Genomic DNA, 24,532 nt, shown 5'->3' with positions numbered 1-24,532 from the left:
ATAGTTTTACAATTATCAAATTTGATTTATGAAAAATCAAAATGTACAAAACAAGTCTCTTAATTTCGCCAGAGACATTTATCTATTATCAAAAAAACTAGATAATAAAAAAGAGTTTATTATTTCTAATCAAATCTTAAGAAGTGGAACGAGTATAGGGGCTAATTTACAAGAAGGATATTTCGCAGAGTCCCATAAAGATTATATTCATAAATTAAGCATTTCATTAAAAGAATTGAATGAAACAATATTTTGGTTAGATCTCTTACAATTGGAGGAAATTGTTGAAAAACAAGAAGTGCAAATTCTTAAAAATAATGGAATTGAAATAATGAAGATTTTAGTTACAATTATCAACAAATTAAAGTTGAAAATCTAACCTATTACCTTTTACCTAATACCTATTACCTATTACCTAATACCTAAAATCCCTATCTCCCCACCATCGCACTAGAATCCACCGGGATTTCACCACTACAGCTAAAGTCGAATTGGAAATTATCGGGTTTGGTGAAAGGCATCTTTTTATATCCTTCGGTGGCTAATTCAGAATCGGCATACACTTTGGTCATAAATTTAGCATAAACAGGCATCGCCATTTTCGCACCTTGTCCCAATGCCAAACTTCTAAAGTGAATGCTTCGGTCATCTCCGCCTACCCAAACGCCTGCAACCAATTTTTGCGTTACTCCCATGAACCAACCATCTGAGAAGTTGGAAGTGGTACCCGTTTTCGCACCCATTTCATTTCCTTCTACAATCGGGGTTCTTTTCAATCCTTCTGCTGTACCCAAAGGCTCTTGAATAGCACCTTGAAGCATATAGGTCATCAAATAGGCCGTTTCCGGTTTGATGGCTGCTTTGGCCGTTGGAGAAAATTCTTTCAATACATTTCCTACTTTGTCCGTAATTTTTAAAATCAAAATCGGATCAATTTTTTCACCACCATTGGCCAACGTACTATATGCGGAAACTTGTTCGTAAACGGATACCTCGGATGCTCCCAAACACAAGGATGGACCTTCGTACAAGGGACTCGTAATTCCAGCCTTGTGTGCAAATTCAGCAATTTTTTGAGGTCCTAATTCTTTCATTAATTTGGCCGAAATGGTATTGATGGACAAAGCCATTGCTCTTCGCAAACGTAGTTTTTCGTATGAATATTTTCCATCGGAATTTTGTGGAGTCCAAGTACCGCCTGTCAAGCCATCTTCTTCTCCAAAAGTAACCGGTTCATCGATTAATTCATCACATGGAGTGGCTACTTCATTTTCGATTGCTGCACCATAAACAAAAGGTTTGAAGGTCGAACCTGGTTGTCTTTTACTTTGTGAGATATGATCAAATTTGAAATATTTGTAATTAATTCCGCCAATATAGGCTTTCACATGGCCATTGGTAGGGTCCATTGCCATGAAACCGCAATTCAAAATACGTTTGTAATAGCGCAAAGAATCCATCGGACTCAAGGTAGTATCTACATCCCCTTGATAAGAAAAAATGGTCATTTTAATTGGACGATTTAATTCTTCCCAAACCTTGTATTCATCATTGTTATAGGCATTCATCAAATCTCGATACCGTTGCGTTCTTTTCATCGCGTCTTTGATAAATCCTTTGATTTCCTTCATTTCTTCATTCACCCATGGATTACGGCCTTTCCAATGCCCATTGAACAGAGATTGTTCCGTTTTCATGTGCTCTTGTACTGACTCTTCCGCATATTTTTGCATCCTTGAATCGATACTAGTATGAATTCTTAAGCCACTGGTGTACAAGTTGATTTGCTGATCCTCCGGACGATCTTGGTTGATTTCCTTGATGATGGCCAATACTTGTTTACGAATTGATTCTCTAAAATAGGGTGCAGCACCAGTATTTTGATTTTCCACTTTGAATTTCAAATTAAGTTCATCTCCCTGCAATTTTTGCGATTCTTCTTCTGTGATATAATCGTATTTTGCTAACTGACCCAAAACTACGTTTCTTCTTTCGAGCGTTTTGTCAGGTCTTAATCGAGGATCATACAAAGATGGATTTTGCAATAAGCCAATCAATGTGGCCGCCTCCCGAATGGTCAAATACTTTAGTTCTTTTTGAAAATACGTTTTACTCGCGACTTGAATTCCATAAGCATTATTTCCAAAACTCACTTCATTCAAATACATGGCCATTATTTCTTGTTTGGTGTATCGTCTCTCTAATTTGATGGCCAAAATCCATTCTTTGACTTTCGCGATAACTGTTTTTAAGCCTCCAATTTTCATTAGAATACCCATGTACACAGGATCTTCTTCTCCGAATTCAATGTTTCGGGTATTGAAGAGGTTTTTTGCCAATTGTTGAGAAATGGTACTTCCACCACCGGAGGTCCCCATCGTTGCAGCAACCCTTAGCATGGATCGAAAATCGATTCCTGAGTGTGAGGTGAATCTAGCATCTTCTGTTGCCATTAAGGTATTAACGACAGTAAGCGGCAATCCTTCAAAATCCACTGGATTTCTATTTTCTCTGAAATATTTTCCAATTTCTTGGCCATCTTCTGAAATGATCAAAGAAGCTTCTTGACTGGTCGGATTTTCCAATTCTTGTAAACTGGGCATTCCACCAAAAAGCCAAAGGAAGTTGAAATTAACAGCTACAATGAATAAAATGGCTGCAAGGGTTGAACCAATAAAAAATTTATAGGCAAAACGGATTACTTTTTGGTAGGGGCCTGATTCAAATTCAATCATAATTACCGTTTATTTTGATTATATGCTTTTAATAAATCTTGAGCGTCTGTTTTTAGTGGACTTTTGGGGAATGTTTGAATAAATATTTTCAAGATATTTTCATAAGCGTCAAGGTCTTTTTGTTCCCCTTTGTTGAGCGCTTTTAAAAATACCACTTTATCTTCTAAATTACTCCCTGGAAATTGTTGTTCAATTTCTAAACATTGAATGTAGGAGCTACCAAAATTTTTCGATTTATAATTTAAGTATGCTTTTTCGTATGCTTTTTGTGCCGCTATTTCATTTCCTTCGCTTAATGTACCATTTTCAATTTTTAAGATCAACGATTTAAAATGTGATTCAGGATATTTTTCAAACAAGGACTGTTTGTATTTTTTCTTTGCACTTAAGTCATTCGGATGCGCTAAGTACAATAAATACAAGGTTTCTGATTCAAAACTGGTATTGGGAAATTCCTTCATCAGTCTAAAAAATGACTTATTGGCCAAAGCATTGTCACCAATTTCTAATTTGCTAAATTTTCCTAGTTCAAAAAGTGCACTTTCTAGTTTTTTCTGTGATTTATTTTTCTCCAATTCCGTTTTAGGAATTTTGGATAACCAAATCGTTAATGAATCCGTTGCCTCATTGGATTTTGGGGTAGCAGATGTGCTCGGCTCATTGGATTTAATGGCGTTATTCGTAGCAACAACATCCTTGCTTACATTATCCAAATTATTAAGCGTTTGATTTTTGTTTTTTCTATTCCAAAAATCTTCCAAGGTTCTATTGGACCACTTATTGATAAATTCTTGTTTACCTAAAATTCGGACGGCATCATTGTAAAAATAGAAGCTTTGTTGTTCCGCGCTGCTGGGTCTGCGAGTGAAAATGATGTTGGATTCGGTCGTTGAAGTAAGTACTTTTTTGACGAGGACACTATCTTTTTGCTTCACCTTTTTTTTCTCAATTTGCTGATAGATTTCTTTCAATTCCAAATCTGATTTGCCAGAAAGGTGAATCAATGAATCTTCTAGCCTGATTTCTTGGTTTAATTTCCCGTATTCATGCCAAACTTTTTTGAGTCTTTGGGCTTTGCTATATTCCAAATTTCCACTTGTCATATGAGTCGCAGCACTATCATAATATTTTTCAGCTTGTTCATAATTGCCGATTTTTTTGGCAAATAGATCACCTAATTGCAAGTATAATATACCCTTGTCTGAATTGTTTTCTGCTCCTTTTTCCCAATATTCTTTTGCTTTTTCGAACTCATTATTTTCGTAATAAATCTGCCCAATCGCCACATATATAAGGGCTTTATTATCTTGATTTTTGGGTTCCTTTAGCATGGAAAATAAATCATTTAAGGAACTGCTTAATTGGTGATTACTTAATTTCGAGTGAAATTGTAAATCATATCCAGGTTTATTCGCATCGACTTTTTTGAAGTATTCGGAGGCCAATGTGTATTTTTTTTCCTCTTGAAATAACTGTCCTAAAATGTAGTATAATCGTGCTTTTTCATTTCCCGATTTCATGAGGGGAAGCGACTCTTCAATCAATGCAATGGTAATCAAATTTTCTCCTCTTTTTTGATGGAAAAAGGCTTTACTTAGGAAATAATCTTTCTTTTGTTTTTTGCTTAAGGTCTGTTCTTGGATGATTTCTGAAACCTTTTCAGCGGATGAAAATTCATTTTGGAAGGTATAAATTTGATAAAGAGAAATCAAAGAATTGATTTGAGATTCTTCATCATGATCAATGGAATTGACATATTTGAAGGTCTCAATGGCATTTTTGTAATCATGTTGTAAAATCCGGCCATTACCAATCAATACATAGGCATTATCAATGAATCTCGAATTCTGATGGCGGTCAATAACGATGGAAGCTTTTTTGATGATTTTTTCGATATCGCCAGCAAATTGTTTACCAGTAATGGAATCAATTTCTGAGATAATGGGAAGTGTATGAAGGTAATTGTCTGTTTTTTCCTCTGCAAGTTTCTTTTTGACGTCTTTTTCTAATCGTTCTGCTTGCCAAATGGCATTGTATTTGGCATTGATATTATGAAATGCAACAGACATGGGTTTGTTGCTAAATTGCGAACAAGACCATGTTAAACATATAATGCATATAAAGGCTAGGAATCGAATCATTAATTTTAATTTCAATAATTAACAAATTTACAATTTATCTTAACGAAAAAAGGATAAATTTAGCTTATGAGTTTAAAATTAATATAATTCAATGAATCCGTATCAAAGATTTGTCGGCGCCGCTTTTCAAATGCTTGTTACCATACTCTTGGGCGTTTGGCTTGGAACGTATTTGGATTCCTATTTTCATACTCCAAAACCATGGTTCACCATTGTTTTGTCTTTGGTATCCATTGCCCTCGCGATGTTTGCCTTGATTAAAAGTTTACCGAGGGAGTGAGGGAGAGGTGAGAGGTAATAGGTAAAAGGTAATAGGTATTAGTGTTTAGTTATTAGTATAATAATTTTTCTGCCTATTTCAGGACAAGACAACACTAATAACTAATAATTAATCACTTTTAATGCAAATTAAGGGTTAATATTTCCAATTGTTAATCTCTTAATTACCGCTTTTGGCTTCGATACTTCTAAAAGTTCAGAAACTGAGATCAGCGAACGTTATTTATTTTTAGATCTTATAAATAAATTTACGGTTAATCCGACGAAAGATTTGAACGAAGTGGTAGGCGGAGCTTTGACAATGCGCATGAGCGATGTGCGTCAGGGTCAAAGAAAATAGCCGAAAGCGTAGTGAAAATCGTGCCGCTTGCGGATTCGTCTTGGATTAACTGGCAGAAATTAAGTTTTTTTGTTTCTTTTTTTCTAAAAAAAAGAAATACCATGGAAAAAGAATTAGCCAATAATTGGCAATGCGATATCGGAAGTTGAGATAATAATGAAGGAGGTAATTGGCACCTTTGAGTTAAATAAGGGATTTGTTTTTAACACAAGGGACACAAAGATTTTTAAATCCATCTACTACGGATCGAATATTTGTTCAAAAGGATTTCAACCCTTAATTCGCATTAATAACTAATACCTAAACACTATTAACTAATCACTAATAACTAACCTTTAAACAATAAACATCAAGCATCGATCCTAGCCGTTAATTATTTTGGTTTGTATAAAAATAACTAACAACTAATAAGTAATTTAGTAGTTAAAATTTCATTTTCGTGTTTGAGGGGCGTAAGCACATTATTTTCTTGTTCTTTGTGATCATTGCAATCATATTCATTGCGAAACTCTTGTATTTGCAAGTGTTTGATGACACGTACATGAAAGCGGCCGATAACAATGCCATTCGTAAGATCATTCAAGTGCCTTTTCGAGGAGAGGTGTACGACCGACATAAAAAATTAATTGTTTACAATACGCCCATTTATGATCTATATGTGACGCCGCGAAAGGCCATTGTAAGAGATACCAATCGTTTTTGTCAATTATTCGGAATTACCAAAGGCTATTTCGATAGCACCATGAAGCAAGCAAAAGCCTATTCTCGGGTGAAGCCTTTCTTGTTTCTCAAGCATTTGTCCAAAGAGGATTTCGCTAGAGTGCAAGATTCCATGGTCGATTTTCCTGGTTTTTCTTTCAATACCAATGCTTTTCGAACTTACCAATACAAGGCCCTTTCCAATGCCTTGGGTTATGTAGCGGAAATTAATCCAGATGCTTTATTGGAACAAAAAGACGACTATTACCACCAAGGCGATTTTGTTGGAGTTTCTGGATTGGAATACTTTTATGAAGAACCTTTAAGAGGGCAACGTGGGATTAAATATCGGATGGTGAATAGTAATGGAGTGGAGAAAGGCGATTTTAAATCGGGTAAGTTAGATGTTCAACCCATCGCTGGAAATAATTTATACACCAGCATAGATATTGCGATTCAACAATATGCAGATAGTTTAATGCAACACAAGGTTGGAAGTGTTGTGGCCATTGAGCCTTCAACGGGAGAAGTGTTGGCCATGGTGTCTGCTCCTTCCTATGATCCTAGCCTATTAGCAGGTCGTAATTTTTCCAGGTATTACAGTAAATTGGCTTTGGATCCTATGAAGCCTTTGTTGAATCGTCCTCCCTCTGCGTATTATCGACCGGGTTCTACCTTCAAGTTAATTCAGGCTTTGGTAGGTCTGCAATTAGGCGCCTTAACACCTGGTTCCGTTTTTACCCATGCAGGCGCACCTGTGAAATGCCACTCGCACAATACCTCCCACAACGATTTGCACAATGCCATTCAATGGTCTTGTAATCCTTATTTTTACCATGCTTTTCGAAAAATTTTGTACGATAAAACGGATGGAAATACTTTTCAGCGTTCTGCACAGGGTTTACAGAGATGGTCGGAATTGGTGGCGAATTTTGGTATTGGACGAAAATTGGGCATCGATTTAAGTAATGAAAAGAAGGGAAATTTACCCAATGTGGAATATTACAACAAGATTTATAAAGGGGAAAATACGTGGAAATTTTCGAATATTTATTCCTTGAGCATCGGTGAAGGAGAGTTAGTCGTAAGTCCCTTAAAAATGGCTAATGTAGCAGCCATTATTGCCAACCGAGGTTGGTATATTCCCCCGCACATTGTTAGAGGTGTTGGAGATAAACGTCTGATTGACCCTTTTTATCAAACTAAAATTCCAGTAGGAGTGGATGCCAAGCATTTTGGTGTGGTCATTCAAGGGATGAAAGATGCTGTTTTGCATGGAACCGTTGGCGCCGATGGACGGATTCCTGATATTGAAATGTGTGGAAAAACAGGTACTTCGCAAAATCAAAAAGGGAAAGATCACTCCATTTTTATTGCCTTTGCTCCCAAAGATAATCCCAAAATTGCCATTGCTGTTTTTGTAGAAAATGCAGGCTTTGGTGGTTTTGCTGCCGCGCCGATCGCCTCTTTGATCATTGAAAAGTATTTGAAAGGAAAGGTCGATCGAAAAGATGTGGAAACGAAGTTTATGAACATGAGTTATATGGCCAATGTCATGTCGGTCATGGGCAACAAATCGTCCAAAATTAAACCAGATACCACTAAGAAATGAACGGAAATCAACAAATAGTAAGTAGGCTTGACTGGATAAGCGTTGGTTTATACCTCCTATTTGTGTTGGTGGGTTGGTCCAATATTTATTCTGCTGTTTATAATCCAGAAGCACCTCTGTGGATTTTCGATCCACAGTTTTATGATTCCAACGCTGGTAAACAATTGATTTGGTTGGGTACAAGTTTGATCCTGATTACATTCATCTTTGCCTTGGATTTTCGTTTCTTTGAATCTTTTGCCTTGTTTATTTATGCAGGGCTGATTGTATTATTGATTTTAGTGCCTTTTTTAGGAGTCACAGTGAATGGCTCTCATTCATGGTTTAAATTTGGGGGAGTCACCATTCAACCTGCCGAATTTGCCAAAACAGCCACGGCTTTGTTGTTGGCCAAATATTTGGATAATCCACAGGTCAATTTGACCAAATGGAAGGACCAAAAAAATGTGGCTATGATCATTGGTTTGCCAATGTTATTAATCATTGCTTCCAATGAAACGGGTTCTGCCTTAGTTTTTGGTTCATTTTTAATTTTATTGTATCGAGAAGGCTTGCAAGGCGAATATCCTGCATTGTTTATTTCTACAGTTACCATTTTTATTTTGGCATTGATCCTTCCCCCTTTGAGTATCTTGGTTATCCTTTTCATTTTGGCAGGACTTTTTATTGCGGTACTTCCCATTTACCTACAAAGAGCTTACCAAACCTATGTGAAAATCATTTTGGCCATTGGTTTGATCATGTCATTAGTTTTAGCCGTTGGTTTTTTTGTCAACAATGTGTTAAAAGAGCACCAGCGCAATAGAATCAAGGTTTTGTTAGATCCCAATTTTGATAAACGAGGTTTAGGATATCAGGTAACACAATCGAAAATTGCCATTGGTTCAGGTGGTTTTTGGGGAAAAGGATATCTGCAAGGAACCCAAACTAAATTTGATTTTGTGCCGGAACAAAGCACGGATTTTATATTTTGTACGATAGGGGAGGAACACGGATTTGTGGGCGTGACGGTGGTGATTATCCTTTTTATGCTCTTTCTTTGGCGCTTAATGTTTTTGGCCGATCAACAACGAACCCGATTTGCGCGGGCTTATGGCTATGGGGTGGTTGGAATTATTTTCTTTCACTTTTTGGTCAATATCGGAATGACCATTGGCTTAATGCCCATCATGGGAATTCCGCTGCCATTTTTTAGTTATGGGGGTTCATCCCTTTGGTCTTTTACAATTTTATTATTTATATTTTTGAAATTAGATTCGCATCGATCTGATACGCTTTCCCGGTAAATTCAATGGAACAAGAAAAAATTTCTCAAAAAGGTAAAATGCTGATTGCTGTAGCAGCTTTAGGGTATTTTGTGGATGTTTATGATTTAATTCTATTCTCTGTGGTTCGAAATCCAAGTCTGAAAAGTTTGGGATTAACAGGTGATGAACTATTAAGCAAGGGTTTGGATTTGATGAATGTTCAAATGGCCGGCATGTTAATTGGTGGAATTTTGTGGGGAGTTTTTGGCGATAAAAAAGGCCGTAAATCAGTTCTATTTGGTTCTATTTTGATGTATTCTGTGGCCAATGCTTTGAATGGTTTGGTACATGATTTGAATTTTTATTACATCCTGCGTTTTATTGCGGGGGTGGGTTTAGCAGGTGAATTAGGCGCTGGCGTAACCTTGGTCAATGAAAGTTTACCTGCCTCCAAAAGAGGAATTGGCACCTTGATTATTGCCGGTGTGGGTGCTGCAGGTGCGGTTTTTGCACCTATTGTGGCTGGTTTAAGTCCTGATCCAGAATGGTGGAGAACCTGTTATTTTATTGGTGGTGGTATGGGATTGGCCCTGTTACTTTTGCGTCTGGGTACCTTTGAATCAGATATGTATTCCGAATTGGATGAGAAGGTAGAAAAAGGCAATTTTTTCCAATTGTTTCAAGAGAAAAAAATCTTTTTGAAATACTTGTATTGCATTTTAATGGGCTTGCCGATTTGGTATGTCATTGGTATTCTCGTTTTTTCTTCGCCCGAAATCACCAAATTAATCGGAATTGAAGGCGATATAACAGGTGGCGATGCCATCATGTATTGTTATTTGGGTCTGAGCATTGGCGATTTTGCCAGTGGCTATTTGAGTCAATATTGGAAGAGTCGGAAAAAGGTGGTACTTACCTTTATATTGGTAGCGGTGGCGCTGATGGTCATTTATTTATTCTTGTTGCACGACATCACTTTATTTACGGGTAAATTATTAATTACCTTATTAGGCTTTTTTGCGGGTTATTGGGCAGTTTTTGTCACCAGTTCTTCCGAACAATTCGGAACCAATTTGCGTGCGACTGTCACCACTACGGTACCTAATTTTGTTCGTGGGGCTTTGATTCCGATTAGTTTATTATTTAAATTTTTGATTCCAAGTTTGGGATTGTTGAACGCCGCTTTTGTGGTGGGCGTATTGTGCTTTTCGCTTGCTATTTGGTCCATTACTCAATTATCCGAGTCATTTGGCAAATCGCTGAACTACACTGAATAAATGGCATTAATTTCCAAGAAAAAAATACTTTATCGGATCAACAATCAATTGCGCAAGTATTTGCATAAATACAACCGCGAACATGCCATGAACATCAGTTATGCTGATTTATTGCGCTATGATAATTCGATTATTCTATACGATAAAAATGGAGTAGATACGCTTTGGGAAACAGTTTTTTACAGTCCAGCTGATCAATTTGAAGTTCACGAGTCCTTAAAACAAATTTACGCGGATTTGAAAACCGATGGCGACGAAGAGGTGATAAAGCACTTGGTCATTGATCGGGTAGATTTTTGCACTTATGGCAATACGCATCCTTTTCGGGTGCGAATTGTGAATCGGGTGAATGATAATTTTGATTATTTCTATATCAAAATAGCGGATGCCTCAAGGGTTTATGGATTGGAATTGGAGCATATATTGTCTCCCAATCGGATCAATTACGTTACTTATGATAATACTTTGGTGGAAGAGCATATTTCAGGCGTACCGGGGGATGTGTTTTTGAAACAAGATTTAGAAACGGATATTGAAGCACCCATCCGATTGGCCAAGGAGTTTGTTAAGTTCAATGAGCGGTGTTTGGTGCAATTGTTAGGCGACATGCACAGTGCTAATTATGTGGTGATTACGACACCTGATTTTGAGGAAATTTACTATCGTATTCGGCCGATTGATTTTGATCAGCAATGTTATGAAGGCAAGAAATCTGTTTATCTACCCCAATATTTCAAACAAAATAATCCTTTGGTGGAATTGGGAATGAAATATATGACACCTGAATCGGTGTGGCAATACCAAATCGAAGAGCGGTCCATGATTGCTAGTCGTTTGAAGTCGGAAAGCCAGCGTGTTTACGATTTAATGGATGTTTTATCGAAAGATGAAATTGCTCCACCGGAGAACGTTGAATCATTGAAAAATGATTTAGCTAGGCATTACAATGACAATCGCTTTCTTGCCTGCAAAACCATGGGAGAATTGGTTTGGAATAGTTTGGATTTGGTGATGAAACATGGTGGGAAGCGGTGATAGAATGCTCGACTAGGCACTTGAAGCCAGAGAAGAGAGAAGAGAGAAGAGAGAAGAGAGAAGATAGAAGAGAGAAGATAGAAAAGGCTTGGTGTCTTAGTGTTGCAATGAATGCTTTAACACCAAGGTCACGGAGATATTCAATCCATGTTCACTCAGGAGGTCTTATTTTTCTAAAAGATTTTTTGGTAGCTGGAGGCTTTATTTCCGCTGTCCGAATCTCTCGAAGCCACTTGCTATGGCCAGCAACAAAAAGCCGATGATGAAGGCTAAACCACCGATGGGAGCGATGGCACCCCAAAATTTTTGTTGGGTCAGACAAATTAAATAAAGGGAGCCAGGGAAGATGATGCATCCAGTGATGAATAAATACCCTGCTATTTTCAATAATTGATGGGAATATTGATTTTGTAAAATACCTAATAATATCAAGGCTAATCCGCCATACATTTGATAACGGGAGGCTGTTTCAAAGGTGTCTAAGCGACTAATGGAAGTTAGGTAATCTTTCCAGGCATGTGCACCAAAAGCGCCTATGGCCACTGCAATGGCACAGATAAGGGAACCCCAAAAAATGTTTTTGTTTTTCATAAGATGAAGGATATAAAAAAAGCCTTGAATGTCAAGGCTTTTGATGTTATGAGGCTAATGATACTTTGAGATCATTCAATTTTCTTCGAATCGAGTCGTCAATTTGTTTGTCGCCAACGCGTAAAACAAATCCTCCAATAAGTGATTCATCAATGAACTCGGTTAATGCCACTTCTTTACCTGTATAATCCTGAATGATTTTTGTTACTTGTTTTTTCTGCTCTGCAGTTAGCGGAGAAGCACTTGTCACTTCAGCTTTTTGAATTCCTTTGAATTCTGTATAAAGGCTTATGAATTGTTTCGCAATTAAAGGAAGAAACTTTTCTCTGTTTTTCTTCGTGATGATCTCGAAAATAGCAAAAGATACTTGGTGAAATGTGCTTTTAAATAATTTAGTTAAAATGGCTAATTTGTCGTCATGTCTTACGATAGGACTTTTGAATGCCAAAACTAAATCATAACTACCTTCACAAGTTTCTTGGAAGGTACACATATCTTGATAAACAGCATCGACCACTTTTTTTTCAATCGCTAAGTCCAATAATGATTTAGCATAACGATGGGCAACAATTAACTCCGACATTATCTGAAATTTATGGTTTTACGCTTATTTTAAAGTTACTTCACTGATCCACTCAGAAACAAGTTTTTCTTGAGCGGCTTTATCTTTTAATTGAGATTTTAAGACTTTCTCAGCTAATTCTAAAGATAAAACGGCAGCTTCTTTACGTAAAGAGGCAACGGCCGCATTTTTTTCTTGTTCGAAAGAGGCTCTTGCTTTCTCAATTTCTGCATTGGCAGCTGTTTGAGCATCTGCTTTTGCTTGTTGGATCATTGCATCAGCTGCTTCTTTGGCTTGTTTCAAAACAGCGTCACGCTCATTACGAGCGGTAAGAATCAATTGCTCATTTCCAGCTTTTAATTCTGCCATTTCTTTGCGGGTAGTTTCTGATAACTTGATAGCCTCGTCGATAGATGCTTCACGTTCGTGCAATGATTGAACGATGGGTTTCCAAGCAAATTTGGATAGAAGGAAGAATAAAATTCCAAATACAACAACTTGCCAAAAAATTAGACCAAATTCAGGGGTGATTAACTCCATGATTATATAATTTGTTTGTGTTTTTCTTTGTTAAAAACGCAATTTAGGTCCTAATGACGCTAAATTGCGTTTCAAATGGGTGAGTTCATTTTAAAAGCTAATCTTTTAAATAACTCGCTTGTTGAATTACTTTAAAGTAACCAACAAACAAATAACTGCTGCGAAAAGAGCAACCGCCTCAACGAAAGCTGCAACGATCAACATCGCACCTTGGATTTTTCCAGAAGCTTCAGGTTGACGAGCGATACCTTCCATAGCTGAGCTACCGATGTTACCGATACCAGCACCAGCACCGATTGCTGCTAAACCTGCTCCAATACCTGCAAGACCAGTACCTACAGAAACTTCCAATAAAATTGATAAAAGTGACATACTATTTGGGTTTATAAATAAAAAAATAAAATACAATCTTAATGATGATGCTCTTCTACAGCGGCACCAATGTAGGTAGAAACCAACATGGTAAAGATAAATGCTTGGATAAAGGCAACAATCAATTCAATAACATTCATAAATAAAGAGAAAGGCACAACGGCTAATCCCAATGCAACGTTTTTGAATATAAATATCAAGGATAATAAGCTCAATAAAATAATGTGTCCAGCTGTGATGTTAGCAAACAAACGAACCATTAAAGAAAAAGGCTTCATGAAAATACCAACAATTTCAACAGGTGTTAAAATGATCAACATCCATTTCGGTACTCCCGGCATTGCAAAAATGTGTAACCAATAATTGGCTTTGCCATTTAAGTTGGTAATGAAAAACGCAATAATGGCTAAAACAGCTGTAATGGCAATGTTTCCTGTCAAGTTGGCTCCACCTGGAATTAATCCCAACATGTTATTGAACCAAATAAAGAAGAAGACTGTCAATAAATACGGCATGAACCTTCTGTAATGTTTTTCACCAATGTTATTGATCGCAATTTCATCACGAACAAAAATGATGATGGGCTCAAATAGGGATTGGATACCTTTTGGTGCTTTGTGAGGATTTGCTTTGTAAGAATTACCAATGCCAATGAAAATGCTCAACAATAAAATAGCTGAAAGGAACAAAGAGGCCACGTTTTTGGTAATGGAAATGTCAATCACTTTTTCTCCATTTTCAGCATGTATTTTACCATGCTCCAACATTAAACCTTCGTATGGAATCTCTTCGTGATGCTCGTTTTTGAAAGCGGAAGACATGAAAACCTGCAATCCAGTTGATTCTCTGTACACAATGCAAGGCAAAGGTAATGTCGCATGAAAATGTCCAATGGTGAAAAAATGCCATTCGTGCTCGTCAGCTACGTGATGAAGAATTAACTTACCTGCATCAAATTTTTCTTCTTCTGCCGGTGCAGCTGTGGCAGCATGTTCTGCAGCTGGAGCAGCTGCTTCTTCATTCGCAAAAGTGGTGAAACTGAATAGACTGAATAGTAATCCAAGGATTATATTTGAAAAATACATTTTTTGACTAGCGTTCTTTGCAGACATCTCTATTTACGTGCTTTAACTATTTGGTAATCTCTCTAACCGTTAATTCGTTGATTAACTGTTTATTAGTTGGAAATTTTGCAACAAAATGCTGTGGATTTCCCTAAAAACGTCGCAAGTTACGAAGCAAACTAATTATTTCAAAATTTGTGCTACATAAATAGAGTACAAAAAAATTACCGACGAACAAGTAAATTTCTGGGGTTTTGAAATAGGCAAAAACTCCAATGAAGATTAAGCTCGTAATAAATCGAACCGCTTGAGATGCCATGTGGAATTGTACAAAATTTTCTCGATCGTTGTTGGAGCCGATTTGGTGTAATAATTGACTTAAATAAGCTTGAAAAAAGAAAAATGCCCAAATGAATTTTACATCTGGATGCATCCACGTAACAAGTGAAGTGTAACTTAGTCCAAAAAGTACCCCCGCCAAAATGAAATAAAATGCAATTAATTTTAACATAGGGCAAATATCAGGATTTTTTCAATAGGAAGGAAAAGGTAGTAGGTAATAGGTAAAAGGTAATAGGTAATAGGTAATAGGTAAAAGGTAATAGGTAAAAGGTAATAGGAAATAGGTATCTGTTGTCTTTGTGTTAAAAATACTCATTTGTTTTTAGCACAAAGATTTTTCAACCCGACTACCTTTTTTTTTATTGGTTCAAATAGGTTTTTAACCCTTAATTCGGATTAATAGGTAAAAAAAGGTAATAGATAATAGGATAGATAAACTGTCACATATCACTAATCACTATTATACAAACAATAATTAGGTAAAAACAGAAATCATTTCTTCACAAAAATTAAATTAATCATCGGATAGACGATGAACACGGAAATTTCATCATCCTGAAACTTTTAGTGAAAAATCAGATAATTGGTGAAAAATATAAGTTGTCTTTTCGTTTTTATCCATGCTATTTTTTATGGGGAATGGGGCCCCTTACCCCCTGCAATTTAATGCTTTAAAAGTTCAAGTGTTTGATAAAATTATTGGATGGAAGGATTTTGCAAGTAAGGAACAGCAAAAACCAGAAGATAGAAAACGAGAAAAGAGTAAACGGGAAAAGAAAAGTCTACTACCTATTACCTATTACCTATTAATGCGAATTAAGAGTTGAAACTTCTAATTTTTACTTCTCTTTTTTACCGCTTTTGGCTTTGACTCAGCTGAGCCAACGCTGTTTATTCTTTTTTGGGACTTATAAATGAATTTGCGGTTAATCCGACGAAAGATTTGAACGAAGCGGTAGGCGGAGCTTTGACAATGCGCATTGGGTATGTGCGTTAGGGTCAAAGAAAATAGCCGAGAGCGTAGTGAAAATCGGTCAGTCAGCTGACTGATTCGTCTTGGATTAACTTGCGACTAATAAGTTTTTTTGTTTCTTTTTTTCTAAAAAAAAGAAATGCTTAAGAAAAAAAGAACCAACAAATTGCATTGATATAATGAATAAGGGAAATCAAAGGTAATGTCAATCTTATCCCAGTTTATTACAGATTTCAACCCTTAATTCGCATTATTACCTTTTACCTATTACCTATTACCTATTACCTTTACCTATCTTCTATCTTCTCTCTTCTACTTCCTTATCTTTTGAGATTTGAGAATTCTTTATTACTTTTGCAACCCAAGTCAATAACGCTTTGTCATTGATTTATAAAGAAGAAGGGAGAGACTAGGCTCTGTGAACTTCTGGCAACCCATCGAAAAGATCGACCCCGGTGCTAATTCCTACCCTTGGAGAATAATCTCTTTGGGAAATATAAACCAATTTGATAGCATGCAAGTAGCGTTTCATTCATTTCATTCTTCTCAACCTTTTGCCTTAGAATTAGGCGGTGAATTGCCATGTCTTGATTTAGCGTATCAAACCATTGGTAAATTAAATGCGAAGAAAGATAATGTCATATGGATTTGCCATGCGTTTACTGGATCACATGATGTCGCTGATTGGTGGCAAGGTTTGGTGGGATCAGGGAAATTATTCAACCCAGAAAATAATTTCATTATCTGTGTGAATATTTTAGGTTCTCATTACGGAACTTCTGGCCCTTTATCGATCAACCCAATTACTCAGAAGCCTTATTTTCATGATTTCCCGGAAATAACCATCCGAGATGTTGTCAATTCTTTTGAAGTACTTCGTAAAAGCCTGAAAATACACTCCATAAAAACCTGTATTGGAGGCTCTTTAGGCGGACAGCAAGCAGTAGAGTGGGCAATTATCCAACCCGAATTAATTGAAAATTTAATATTGGTTGCTACAAATGCCGTTCATTCTCCTTGGGGAATTGCTTTTAACGAGTCGCAACGAATGGCCATAGAAGTTGATCCTACTTGGAAGGAATCAAACGCACAGGCAGGCATAAAAGGGATGATGGCGGCACGGGCTACAGCACTATTGTCGTACCGGAATTATGAAACCTATCACATTACTCAATCTCGTGGGGAAAATACCTACGGTGATGCTTTAAGAGCCGTTACTTATCAACGATATCAAGGAGAAAAATTAGCAACACGTTTCAATGCTTATTCGTATTTTGTATTATCCAAAATGATGGATTCTCAAGATGTTGGAAGAAATAGGGGCGGAGTAGTACAAGCATTAAAAACAATTCAAGCAAAAACCTTGGTGATTGGGATTAAATCAGATGCTTTATTTCCCATCAATGAACAAGAGTTTTTAGCAAAACATATCCCAGGTTCTTCTTTTCAAGTCATAGACTCGCTCTACGGTCATGATGGATTTTTGATCGAAAGTGGCTTGATGACCAAAGCAGTCAGACTTTGGCAAAAACTCATTCGCCTAGAAGTAAATCCCATGGCTGAGTTTTTTAAGGAATTAGAAGCAGTTTGATGTATTTCCTATTATCTATTAATGCGAATTATGGTTTAAAACTTCTAATTAATTTTTTCTTGCTACTCTTTGTAACAATCATTATAAACTTGGCTTCGATACTTTGGTAAGCTCAGTAACCATACTTTGACAGGGTCAGCAACCGCTTACTACCACTGTTCGTAATCACAAAAACTTTTGTTCTTAAAGCTAATTAGATCTCGATACTAACGGTTAATCCGACGAAAGATTTGAACGAAGCAGTAGAAGGAGCTTTGACATTGCGCATGGGAGATGTGCGTCAGGGTCAAAGAAAATAGCCGATAGCGAAGTGAAAATCGGTCAGTCAGCTGACTGAATCGTTTTGGATTAACTGGCAGTAAATAAGTTTTTTTGTCTCTTTTTTTCAAAAAAAAAGAAATGCCATGGAAAATAAATTAACCAATAAATGGCAATGCTAAATGGAATGTTGAGTTAATATTGAATATTTCAACTCTTAATTCGCATGATTACCTAATACCTATTACCTAATACCTAATACCTATTACCTATTACCTAATACCTATTACCTTTTACCTAATACCTATTACCTTTTACCTATTTACGTGTTTTTTACCTTCCTAATCATATAAAACAATAAATTCGGGAAAAAGCGTTTGACGAAAAGTCCCAATGCTTCTAGATTACCTCCTACAAAATATTCCTTTTTCCCTTGATAAATGGCTGCAACTATTTTTTCGGCTGTCTGATTAGGGTCCAGTCCCTTGGCTTGATTCGGGTCCATTTTGGCATATTTTTCGCCCTTTTCATTCATCGCATTCAAGGAAATATCGGTTTTGATATAACCCGGCAAAATCGTTGTTACTTGAATTCCAAAATTATAAACTTCCGCTCGAACCGAATCAAAAAAACCAATTAACGCATGTTTGCTGGCTCCATAGGCAGCTCTTCTCGGCGTACTTATTCGACCTGCTACGGAAGCAATGGGTACAAAAATGCCTGATTTTTGCGATTGAAAAATAGGTAAAATGTGTTGAGTTAACGAAACGATGGAAAAGAAATTGATCTCAAATAATTTGCGATAAACATCAAATTGGGTGTCCAAAACAAATGATCTTTGACTCACACCCGCATTTAATACGATGACATCTATTTGATTTGTAAACTGTTTTGCCTGATAAACCATTTCGGCATGTTGGTCCAAATGCGTCATGTCAAAAGCTAATACCAAGGTTTTAGCTCCTAAATTTTGACACATTGTAGCCACACGGTTTAGTTCATTTTCTCTACGAGCCGACAAGATTAATTGCGCACCTTCTTTGGCAAATTGAATAGCTAAAGCCTCTCCAATTCCTGAAGAGGCTCCTGTGATCCAAACGGTTTTGTTTAAAAATTTCATGCTCGATGATTGATGCCTTTTAAGCTTCTTTCAAATCTGTTTTCTTATTTTCTTGAAAGAACAAAACAAACAATAATAATACTAAAATGGCTATGCCCGCTGGAACCATCCAAACCGATTTCCAATCATGAATGCCATTGGACGTGTACATATCCAAAACAACGCCTGATAATTTTGATCCTATTCCCATTCCCACACCATAAGTTGCTAAAGTGATTAGGCCTTGAGCCGCATTCTTGATTTTTACACCCGCTTTTTGATCGGTATAAATTTGACCAGTAACGAAGAAAAAGTCAAAGCAAACACCATGCAGAATGATTCCAATGTATAAAATCCATTCCGATGAAATTCCATCTCCGTAGCCAAAACAAATAAAACGGACAATCCAAGCCACTAATCCAACAATTAACATTTTCTTAACGCCTAATTTAATAAAGGCAATGGGAATCAAAAGCATAAAAATCACTTCCGATGCTTGACCTAAAGACATTTTATTTTCCACATTTGTCATATGTGAGTCCGTCAAGGATGGATTCGCCATGGCATAGTAAAACGATAAAGGAATACAGATCAAAATAGATGAAATGAAAAAGATCAAGAAAGAACGATCTTTGAATAATTGTAAGGCATCTAATCCAACAATTTGTGAGATGGATGAATTAGCATCTGCTTTTGGAGGGGTATCCGGCAAAAAGAAGGCATAAATTCCAAGTGCAAATGAGCTAACCATGGCAATTTGAAAAATCGTTACTTGATCTCCCAAAGCCATGAATCCAATGATGTTTGTTACAACAATCCAAGCCACAGTTCCTGTCACACGAATACTAGGAAATTCCTTTTCTGGATTTTGCATTTGATTCATGGCAATCGAACTGGAAAGTGCTAAGTTGGGTGCAAAACAAAGTGTATAGGCTAAAATATACCAGAAAAAATTATCAGCATCGGTATTTTGACAAAGGAAATACAAAATGACACCACCGAGTAAATTCAGAACACCCATTACTTTTTGGGCAGAAAAAAATCGGTCTGCAATCAAACCGACAAAAAACGGAGCTGCGATGGATGCGATAGAGAAAGTGGTATATGCCATGCCTACTTGATCGCCTGTTGCATGCAGAGTGGTTAATAAATATTTACTCATTTGTCCGTACCATGCTCCCCAAGAAAAGAACATCAGAAACATCATGGACATTAATTGAAATTTTGTCGTGTTTTTCATATAAAAGGTGTTGAATTCTGTCAAAAGTACGAAATACTAATAAAATTATAATTTTTATAAATATTTTATTTTGAGTGAATCGACAAGCTTTTTAAATAGGTTTTTGGAGAATTTTCAAAAAATTGATTTAAAAGCTTTCAATTTGAATCCTGTTTTTTTCAAAAATGACAATTTTTCCTTTTTTTTCTTTCAAAATTGAAGATGGTAATGAATTTTTCAAACAGCTTAAGTATTTGATTTTCAGATATTTTTATCATTCTTTTGAGGATAAATAACAGAGAAATTTATTTTTGAAATGAATATTGTTAGTATTTTCTTGATTTCAGGTCGTCCTTCAGGTAATTTCCAAGGATCCATGACATTGTTTTTATTGCTTTTTTTGGTGATAGCATTGGCATTGATTGGAGTAGGAGTCGTGTTATTCAAAAAAAGAAAAGAGTGGATTGCTCATTCCAAAATGACTTACGGGAAAATTGTAGAGATTTCCAGACGTTATGCTAGAGATGACCATTCAGGTCGTTTTCCGATTTATTTCCCAATTGTTTCCTACCAAGTGAATGGCCGTGAATTTCGTCGTGAAGCGGATAAGGGATTAGGACAAGATTGTTTTATTGGACAAGAAATTCAAGTTCGTTATTTGTCTCAAAATCCTATGGAAGTGTCTTTAAGTGAAAATTCAGTTCCTGTTTTAAATCCAACCATCTTTTTTATCCTCGGAATATTGATGCTGATTAGCGCCTTGGCCTTAAGTGTTATATAAAATAGGTAAAAGGTAATAGGTAATAGGTAGAACGTAATAGGTAATAGGATTTTTTACTTTTCATTAATTTGTCACAAGTTCCTTTGAATCCTTCCTGTCCTTCAGTGGTAAATCATGCATTTGAACACAATGGGCACTGTTATTTCATATTTTCAGTCTTTATTTAGCGTTTTTGACTTCCATACTTTTAATGGCTCTGTAACTGAGCTAACCCATTGAGTACCTATTACCTTTTACCTATTACCTATTACCTTTTACCTATTACCTCTCTCTCCCTACCAATAAATCGGACCTTTACCCAAGTATTTTTCTGCGATTGGCATATAATAGGATTTCAATTCTTCATAATTAGGTACAACGGGCGATTTTGTATATAAATCATATTGATTGAAATCATTGATCCAATGTAAATATTGTTCATCTTTTTCAGTCATGAATTGTTTATAGCTACCGCCTGTGTGCCAAGGATAGAATGAATGATAGCGTACCATCACCATTCCTTCTTCTGGGATTGTATTGTCTTTGTGGTTGGTTAGAACTTGGTATAAATACTCGTCATGTCCCCATGCTAATTGTAAATGATCAATTCCACAGCCTTCTGAATATACGCCTAAGTCCGTATTGTAACGTGGATCTTGCATGTCAGGATTCAAAGAATTGAATTCTGGATACACACAGGTATCAGGTAATTTAGCCCCTACCACGAAGATGTCGCCAACAAGTCCCCATTGTTCTGCTTGACTAGTTCCATCTTCATCAGATCCGAATAGATACATGGCTTTTCCTAAATCGTGGATTAAACCCACCAATTGCATCCAATCTGGTCTACCAGCAGCACGAATACCTTCTGCGGATTGCAACAAATGAATAATGTTTGGCAAATTTAGATCTGGATCACTCACATCAATCAATGCATTTAAACGTTCCATCATTTCCCATAAATCCATGGGATGACTGAAGGTTAAATATTTTTTCTTCATCGATTGTACATAATCATAAGTTTGGCGACTACGCATTTTACGATAATGATCTTTTACAGCAGCTGTAATATCACCTTGTTCGTAATTTCTAAATTCTTTTTTTTCTTTGGCTAATGTTGTTTCCATAGTTTTATTTTCTTGTACTCTAATTCTTTTTCGGTTTTATGTTACCTTATATCTATACTCCGGCATCGACTACACTCAACCATCGGATACCTATTAATATTACCTTTTACCTTTTACCTATTACCTATTACCTTTTACCTATTACCTATTACCTTTTACCTATTACCTATTACCTATTACCTATTACCTATTGCCTTTTACCTATTACCTATTACCTTTTACCTTTCACCGCTACCATCCATCGTCTTTTTTGGATTTTGGTGCTGGAGCAGCTTTTTTGGGTGCTGACCAAGAGGAATTGTTGGTTGATTTTGAATTGTTTGCGGTTGTGTTGCCCTTTAGGTTGGTGCTTAAATCCACTCGACTAAATACTCTACAAATAATTTTCCATTCATCATTGACTTTTAGAAGACTAATTAAATCTATGTACTTGAAATCATCAAAACTTAATTCGGCTGTAGCTTGAGCAGAAATTCCTGCATAGGAATAATTCAGGAGTTTGGTACTTGCCTTTGCGCCACCTACTGGAGTTTTGGCAATGAACGATTTAACGGGGAAATCTTGAATTTTACCTGTTGTCGTATTAACCGTTCTCAAAATAGCTCCTGGATGAAATGCTTTGTTTAACATGGAAGTATCGCCTTTGGTAATTCCATCTAAATAATTGTAAACGGCATTTTTGATGGCTTCATCATCGCTTTGTGCAGACGCAAAAAGGGGCAGACAAAACAAAAGAGAGAAGAACAGGAATTTTGAGGATGTTTTCATGGTTTTGTATTTAGTTTCCTCCGCCAGTAAACTCCAATGGAAGTGGTTCACCTTTCATAAAAAGGGATGCCTTTTCTGGATAGAGGATGGATTGTGCAATATTGATTTTCGCCAACGAATGATTGGCCATATTTCCTAAAATGATAATCGCCGAATTGTCTTTGGCATTGTGTAAATAGTAGTTTTTAAAACCATGCCACCAACCTGTGTGGTAAGTAAGCCATTCTCCGTTTTCTAATTGAGTCAAACGCCAACCAAATCCATAATTTTTTGGCAAGGTTTTAGGGACAACATGTTGTGGAGTAAATGCTTCGGCCAAAGTGCTTAATTTAACGAGTTTTTCTTCGTTCAGCGCCATGTCCCAATGATGCATGTCTTCAACTGTCGAATAAATTCCTTTATCACCCACCACACCGTCTAAATGGTCAAATCCAACCACCGCAGGTGCACCTCTTCTGGGTGAATATCCAGTTGCAGCGGTTTTTAACATTTCAGGATGCATGGGGTCATAGACGAAAGTTTCATGCATATCAGAAGGGTCAAAAATATTTTTTTTGAGATAAGCTCTGAAATTTTGACCACTTAATTTTTCGACAATATAGGCAAGCAATAAATAATTGGTATTGTTATAACTGAACTTTGCATTAGGTCTATAGTCAATCCTAGGTTTAAAACGAAGCATTAATTCGACCACCTTTGTATTGGTCAGTGGTACTTTTTTGTCGTAATATTTATCTAGGCAATAGGCATAATTGGGTAAACCTGATTTATGCGTTAATAAGCTTCGGATAGTGATCGAACTATCGTAGGGGAAGTTAGGGATGTGTTTAAAAACAGGATCATCGTAGTTCAGTAGGTTTTTTTCTTTCAATTGCATGATGGCAACTGCGGTGAATTGTTTTGAAACAGAAGCAAGTTGGAAATGCGTATGTGGCTTAATGGGGTCTTTGGTAAAGTAATTAGCAAAGCCAAATGATTTTTGATATATGACTTTACCGTATTGTGCAATGAGTACCGAGCCATTAAAGCCGTTTGTTTTATGCAGTTTTTGGAAGAAAGTGTCCAATTTTACCGCTTTTTGTTGAGCGACTGTTGGATTGTAAAGAGCCGCTAAACTATCATTTTTTCTTTCAGCTTGTGTCGAGAATTCAAATAAATGGCCAGGTTGATGTGAACAAGCAAGCAAGCCAATGAAAAGGCAACATGAAAAAAGAAAAATGGAATGGGTAAATGTTTTCACAATATTTTTAAAATACTTTATAGATGTAGCAAGATACTTGAAATGCCTTTTTTTACCAAGTTAATCGACAGGAAATTTTAATACTTACCTTTGCAGAAGATTTTAAACATCCGAAAATGAAATCGATAGGTGTGTACATACTATTATTCCTTTTGAAAATATACCAGGGAATGATTTCTCCTTTTTTGCCGAATGCTTGTCGGTATCAACCTACATGTTCGGAATATGCGAAACAAGCATTGATCAAATACGGGTTTTTAAAAGGAATTGGTTTGGCGGCCAAACGAATTTCTTCTTGTCATCCTTGGGGTGGAAGTGGGCATGATCCGGTGCCTTGATGAAATATGCCATTTTTTAGCAATCCATTTGATCATAACCTTCATATATATACGTTTTTAATTTTTTTCAACTAGCACAGCTAAGAAAATTTATAAATTGTATTATTTATATAATAAGATTTTTTAATTTCAATTATTTCGGTAATATATTGCCGAAAAATAATCAAAAAAAAATTAAAAATATTTTATATTGAAAAAATACAATAGAATTGAGGTTGTATTGGGTGTTTTGTTCTTATGCTCAGCTTGAAAAAGTCTATTTAAGTCAAATTGGTAATATTTTCACTATTCCAATAATCAGTTATACACTGTGCTACTAGTTG

Annotated in this window: 22 protein-coding genes and 1 riboswitch; of the genes, 9 read left to right on the top strand and 13 right to left on the bottom strand. The window is 36.3% G+C overall.

The features are described 5' to 3' along the window. The first annotated feature begins 28 nt into the window (after positions 1-28). On the top strand, positions 29-379 hold the full coding sequence (locus V7S76_RS04610; RefSeq protein WP_459508878.1) for a four helix bundle protein: 351 nt from the start codon (positions 29-31) through the stop codon (positions 377-379). 52 nt (positions 380-431) lie between these two features. On the opposite strand, the gene V7S76_RS04605 is transcribed toward V7S76_RS04610, so the two are convergent. Continuing rightward, on the bottom strand, positions 432-2,735 hold the full coding sequence (locus tag V7S76_RS04605) for a penicillin-binding protein 1A (RefSeq protein WP_459508877.1): 2,304 nt from the start codon (positions 2,733-2,735) through the stop codon (positions 432-434). 2 nt (positions 2,736-2,737) lie between these two features. Next, positions 2,738-4,876, bottom strand: coding sequence for a type IX secretion system periplasmic lipoprotein PorW/SprE (porW, locus tag V7S76_RS04600; protein WP_459508876.1), 2,139 nt, complete (start codon positions 4,874-4,876; stop codon positions 2,738-2,740). 91 nt (positions 4,877-4,967) lie between these two features. Between porW and V7S76_RS04595 the strand changes: the two genes are divergently transcribed. The 5 genes from V7S76_RS04595 (at position 4,968) to V7S76_RS04575 (ending at position 11,365) form a co-directional block, all read left to right on the top strand. Next, a complete protein-coding gene (locus tag V7S76_RS04595; RefSeq protein ID WP_459508875.1) occupies positions 4,968-5,156 on the top strand; it encodes an AtpZ/AtpI family protein in 189 nt (62 codons plus the stop codon). Positions 5,157-5,934: 778 nt separating this feature from the next. Next, on the top strand, positions 5,935-7,806 hold the full coding sequence (locus tag V7S76_RS04590) for a penicillin-binding transpeptidase domain-containing protein (protein WP_459508874.1): 1,872 nt from the start codon (positions 5,935-5,937) through the stop codon (positions 7,804-7,806). Next, positions 7,803-9,092, top strand: a complete 1,290-nt coding sequence (gene rodA, locus V7S76_RS04585; RefSeq protein WP_459508873.1) for a rod shape-determining protein RodA — start codon at positions 7,803-7,805, stop codon at positions 9,090-9,092. The genes V7S76_RS04590 and rodA overlap by 4 nt, the downstream gene beginning before the upstream one ends. A 5-nt stretch (positions 9,093-9,097) precedes the next feature. Further along, the gene (locus V7S76_RS04580) at positions 9,098-10,330 is read left to right on the top strand and encodes an MFS transporter (RefSeq protein ID WP_459508872.1); all 1,233 of its coding nucleotides are present in this window, start codon (positions 9,098-9,100) and stop codon (positions 10,328-10,330) included. Beyond that, a complete protein-coding gene (locus V7S76_RS04575) occupies positions 10,331-11,365 on the top strand; it encodes a hypothetical protein (RefSeq protein ID WP_459508871.1) in 1,035 nt (344 codons plus the stop codon). It abuts the gene before it with no gap. Positions 11,366-11,566: 201 nt separating this feature from the next. Here V7S76_RS04575 and V7S76_RS04570 read toward each other — a convergent pair whose 3' ends face one another. From V7S76_RS04570 to V7S76_RS04545, 6 genes are all read right to left on the bottom strand, one after another. Beyond that, on the bottom strand, positions 11,567-11,956 hold the full coding sequence (locus tag V7S76_RS04570) for a DUF423 domain-containing protein (protein WP_459508870.1): 390 nt from the start codon (positions 11,954-11,956) through the stop codon (positions 11,567-11,569). A gap of 46 nt (positions 11,957-12,002) precedes the next feature. Then, on the bottom strand, positions 12,003-12,539 hold the full coding sequence (atpH, locus tag V7S76_RS04565; RefSeq protein WP_459508869.1) for an ATP synthase F1 subunit delta: 537 nt from the start codon (positions 12,537-12,539) through the stop codon (positions 12,003-12,005). 24 nt (positions 12,540-12,563) lie between these two features. After that, the gene (atpF, locus tag V7S76_RS04560) at positions 12,564-13,058 is read right to left on the bottom strand and encodes a F0F1 ATP synthase subunit B (RefSeq protein ID WP_459508868.1); all 495 of its coding nucleotides are present in this window, start codon (positions 13,056-13,058) and stop codon (positions 12,564-12,566) included. A gap of 126 nt (positions 13,059-13,184) precedes the next feature. After that, positions 13,185-13,430 carry an ATP synthase F0 subunit C gene (gene atpE, locus V7S76_RS04555; protein WP_459490455.1) on the bottom strand — a complete coding sequence of 82 codons (246 nt, stop codon included), beginning with the start codon at positions 13,428-13,430 and terminating at the stop codon, positions 13,185-13,187. 38 nt (positions 13,431-13,468) lie between these two features. Beyond that, positions 13,469-14,542, bottom strand: coding sequence for a F0F1 ATP synthase subunit A (gene atpB, locus V7S76_RS04550; RefSeq protein ID WP_459508867.1), 1,074 nt, complete (start codon positions 14,540-14,542; stop codon positions 13,469-13,471). A 103-nt stretch (positions 14,543-14,645) separates the two neighbouring features. Next, complete coding sequence (locus V7S76_RS04545) at positions 14,646-15,005, bottom strand: hypothetical protein (protein ID WP_459508866.1); 360 nt, start codon at positions 15,003-15,005, stop codon at positions 14,646-14,648. A 1,189-nt stretch (positions 15,006-16,194) separates the two neighbouring features. Continuing rightward, positions 16,195-16,312: riboswitch (SAM riboswitch) on the top strand. Between the two features lie 11 nt (positions 16,313-16,323). Between V7S76_RS04545 and V7S76_RS04540 the strand changes: the two genes are divergently transcribed. Continuing rightward, positions 16,324-17,400, top strand: coding sequence for a homoserine O-acetyltransferase family protein (locus tag V7S76_RS04540; protein ID WP_459508865.1), 1,077 nt, complete (start codon positions 16,324-16,326; stop codon positions 17,398-17,400). Between the two features lie 580 nt (positions 17,401-17,980). On the opposite strand, the gene V7S76_RS04535 is transcribed toward V7S76_RS04540, so the two are convergent. Further along, entirely contained in the window at positions 17,981-18,778 is a 798-nt protein-coding gene (locus tag V7S76_RS04535; RefSeq protein WP_459508864.1) for an SDR family oxidoreductase, read from the bottom strand. Between the two features lie 19 nt (positions 18,779-18,797). After that, entirely contained in the window at positions 18,798-19,997 is a 1,200-nt protein-coding gene (locus V7S76_RS04530; protein WP_459508863.1) for a nucleoside permease, read from the bottom strand. A 295-nt stretch (positions 19,998-20,292) separates the two neighbouring features. On the opposite strand from V7S76_RS04530, the gene V7S76_RS04525 reads away from it, so the two are divergent. Continuing rightward, positions 20,293-20,757 (top strand): DUF3592 domain-containing protein, encoded by a 465-nt coding sequence (locus V7S76_RS04525; RefSeq protein WP_459508862.1) that lies wholly within the window; start codon positions 20,293-20,295, stop codon positions 20,755-20,757. Positions 20,758-21,032: 275 nt separating this feature from the next. Here V7S76_RS04525 and V7S76_RS04520 read toward each other — a convergent pair whose 3' ends face one another. The 3 genes from V7S76_RS04520 to V7S76_RS04510 all read right to left on the bottom strand — a co-directional run bounded on the left by V7S76_RS04520 (position 21,033) and on the right by V7S76_RS04510 (position 23,871). Continuing rightward, positions 21,033-21,863, bottom strand: coding sequence for an inositol oxygenase family protein (locus V7S76_RS04520; protein WP_459508861.1), 831 nt, complete (start codon positions 21,861-21,863; stop codon positions 21,033-21,035). Between the two features lie 231 nt (positions 21,864-22,094). Beyond that, on the bottom strand, positions 22,095-22,631 hold the full coding sequence (locus tag V7S76_RS04515; protein WP_459508860.1) for a nuclear transport factor 2 family protein: 537 nt from the start codon (positions 22,629-22,631) through the stop codon (positions 22,095-22,097). A 10-nt stretch (positions 22,632-22,641) separates the two neighbouring features. Further along, positions 22,642-23,871, bottom strand: coding sequence for a serine hydrolase domain-containing protein (locus tag V7S76_RS04510; RefSeq protein WP_459508859.1), 1,230 nt, complete (start codon positions 23,869-23,871; stop codon positions 22,642-22,644). A gap of 116 nt (positions 23,872-23,987) precedes the next feature. Here V7S76_RS04510 and yidD point away from each other — a divergent pair, with 116 nt between their 5' ends. Beyond that, a complete protein-coding gene (yidD, locus tag V7S76_RS04505) occupies positions 23,988-24,209 on the top strand; it encodes a membrane protein insertion efficiency factor YidD (protein WP_459508858.1) in 222 nt (73 codons plus the stop codon). Positions 24,210-24,532: the final 323 nt, after the last annotated feature.

The sequence above is a fragment of the Aquirufa sp. ROCK2-A2 genome, from assembly GCF_054558485.1.
This window is presented reverse-complemented; position numbering and strand designations above follow the sequence as displayed.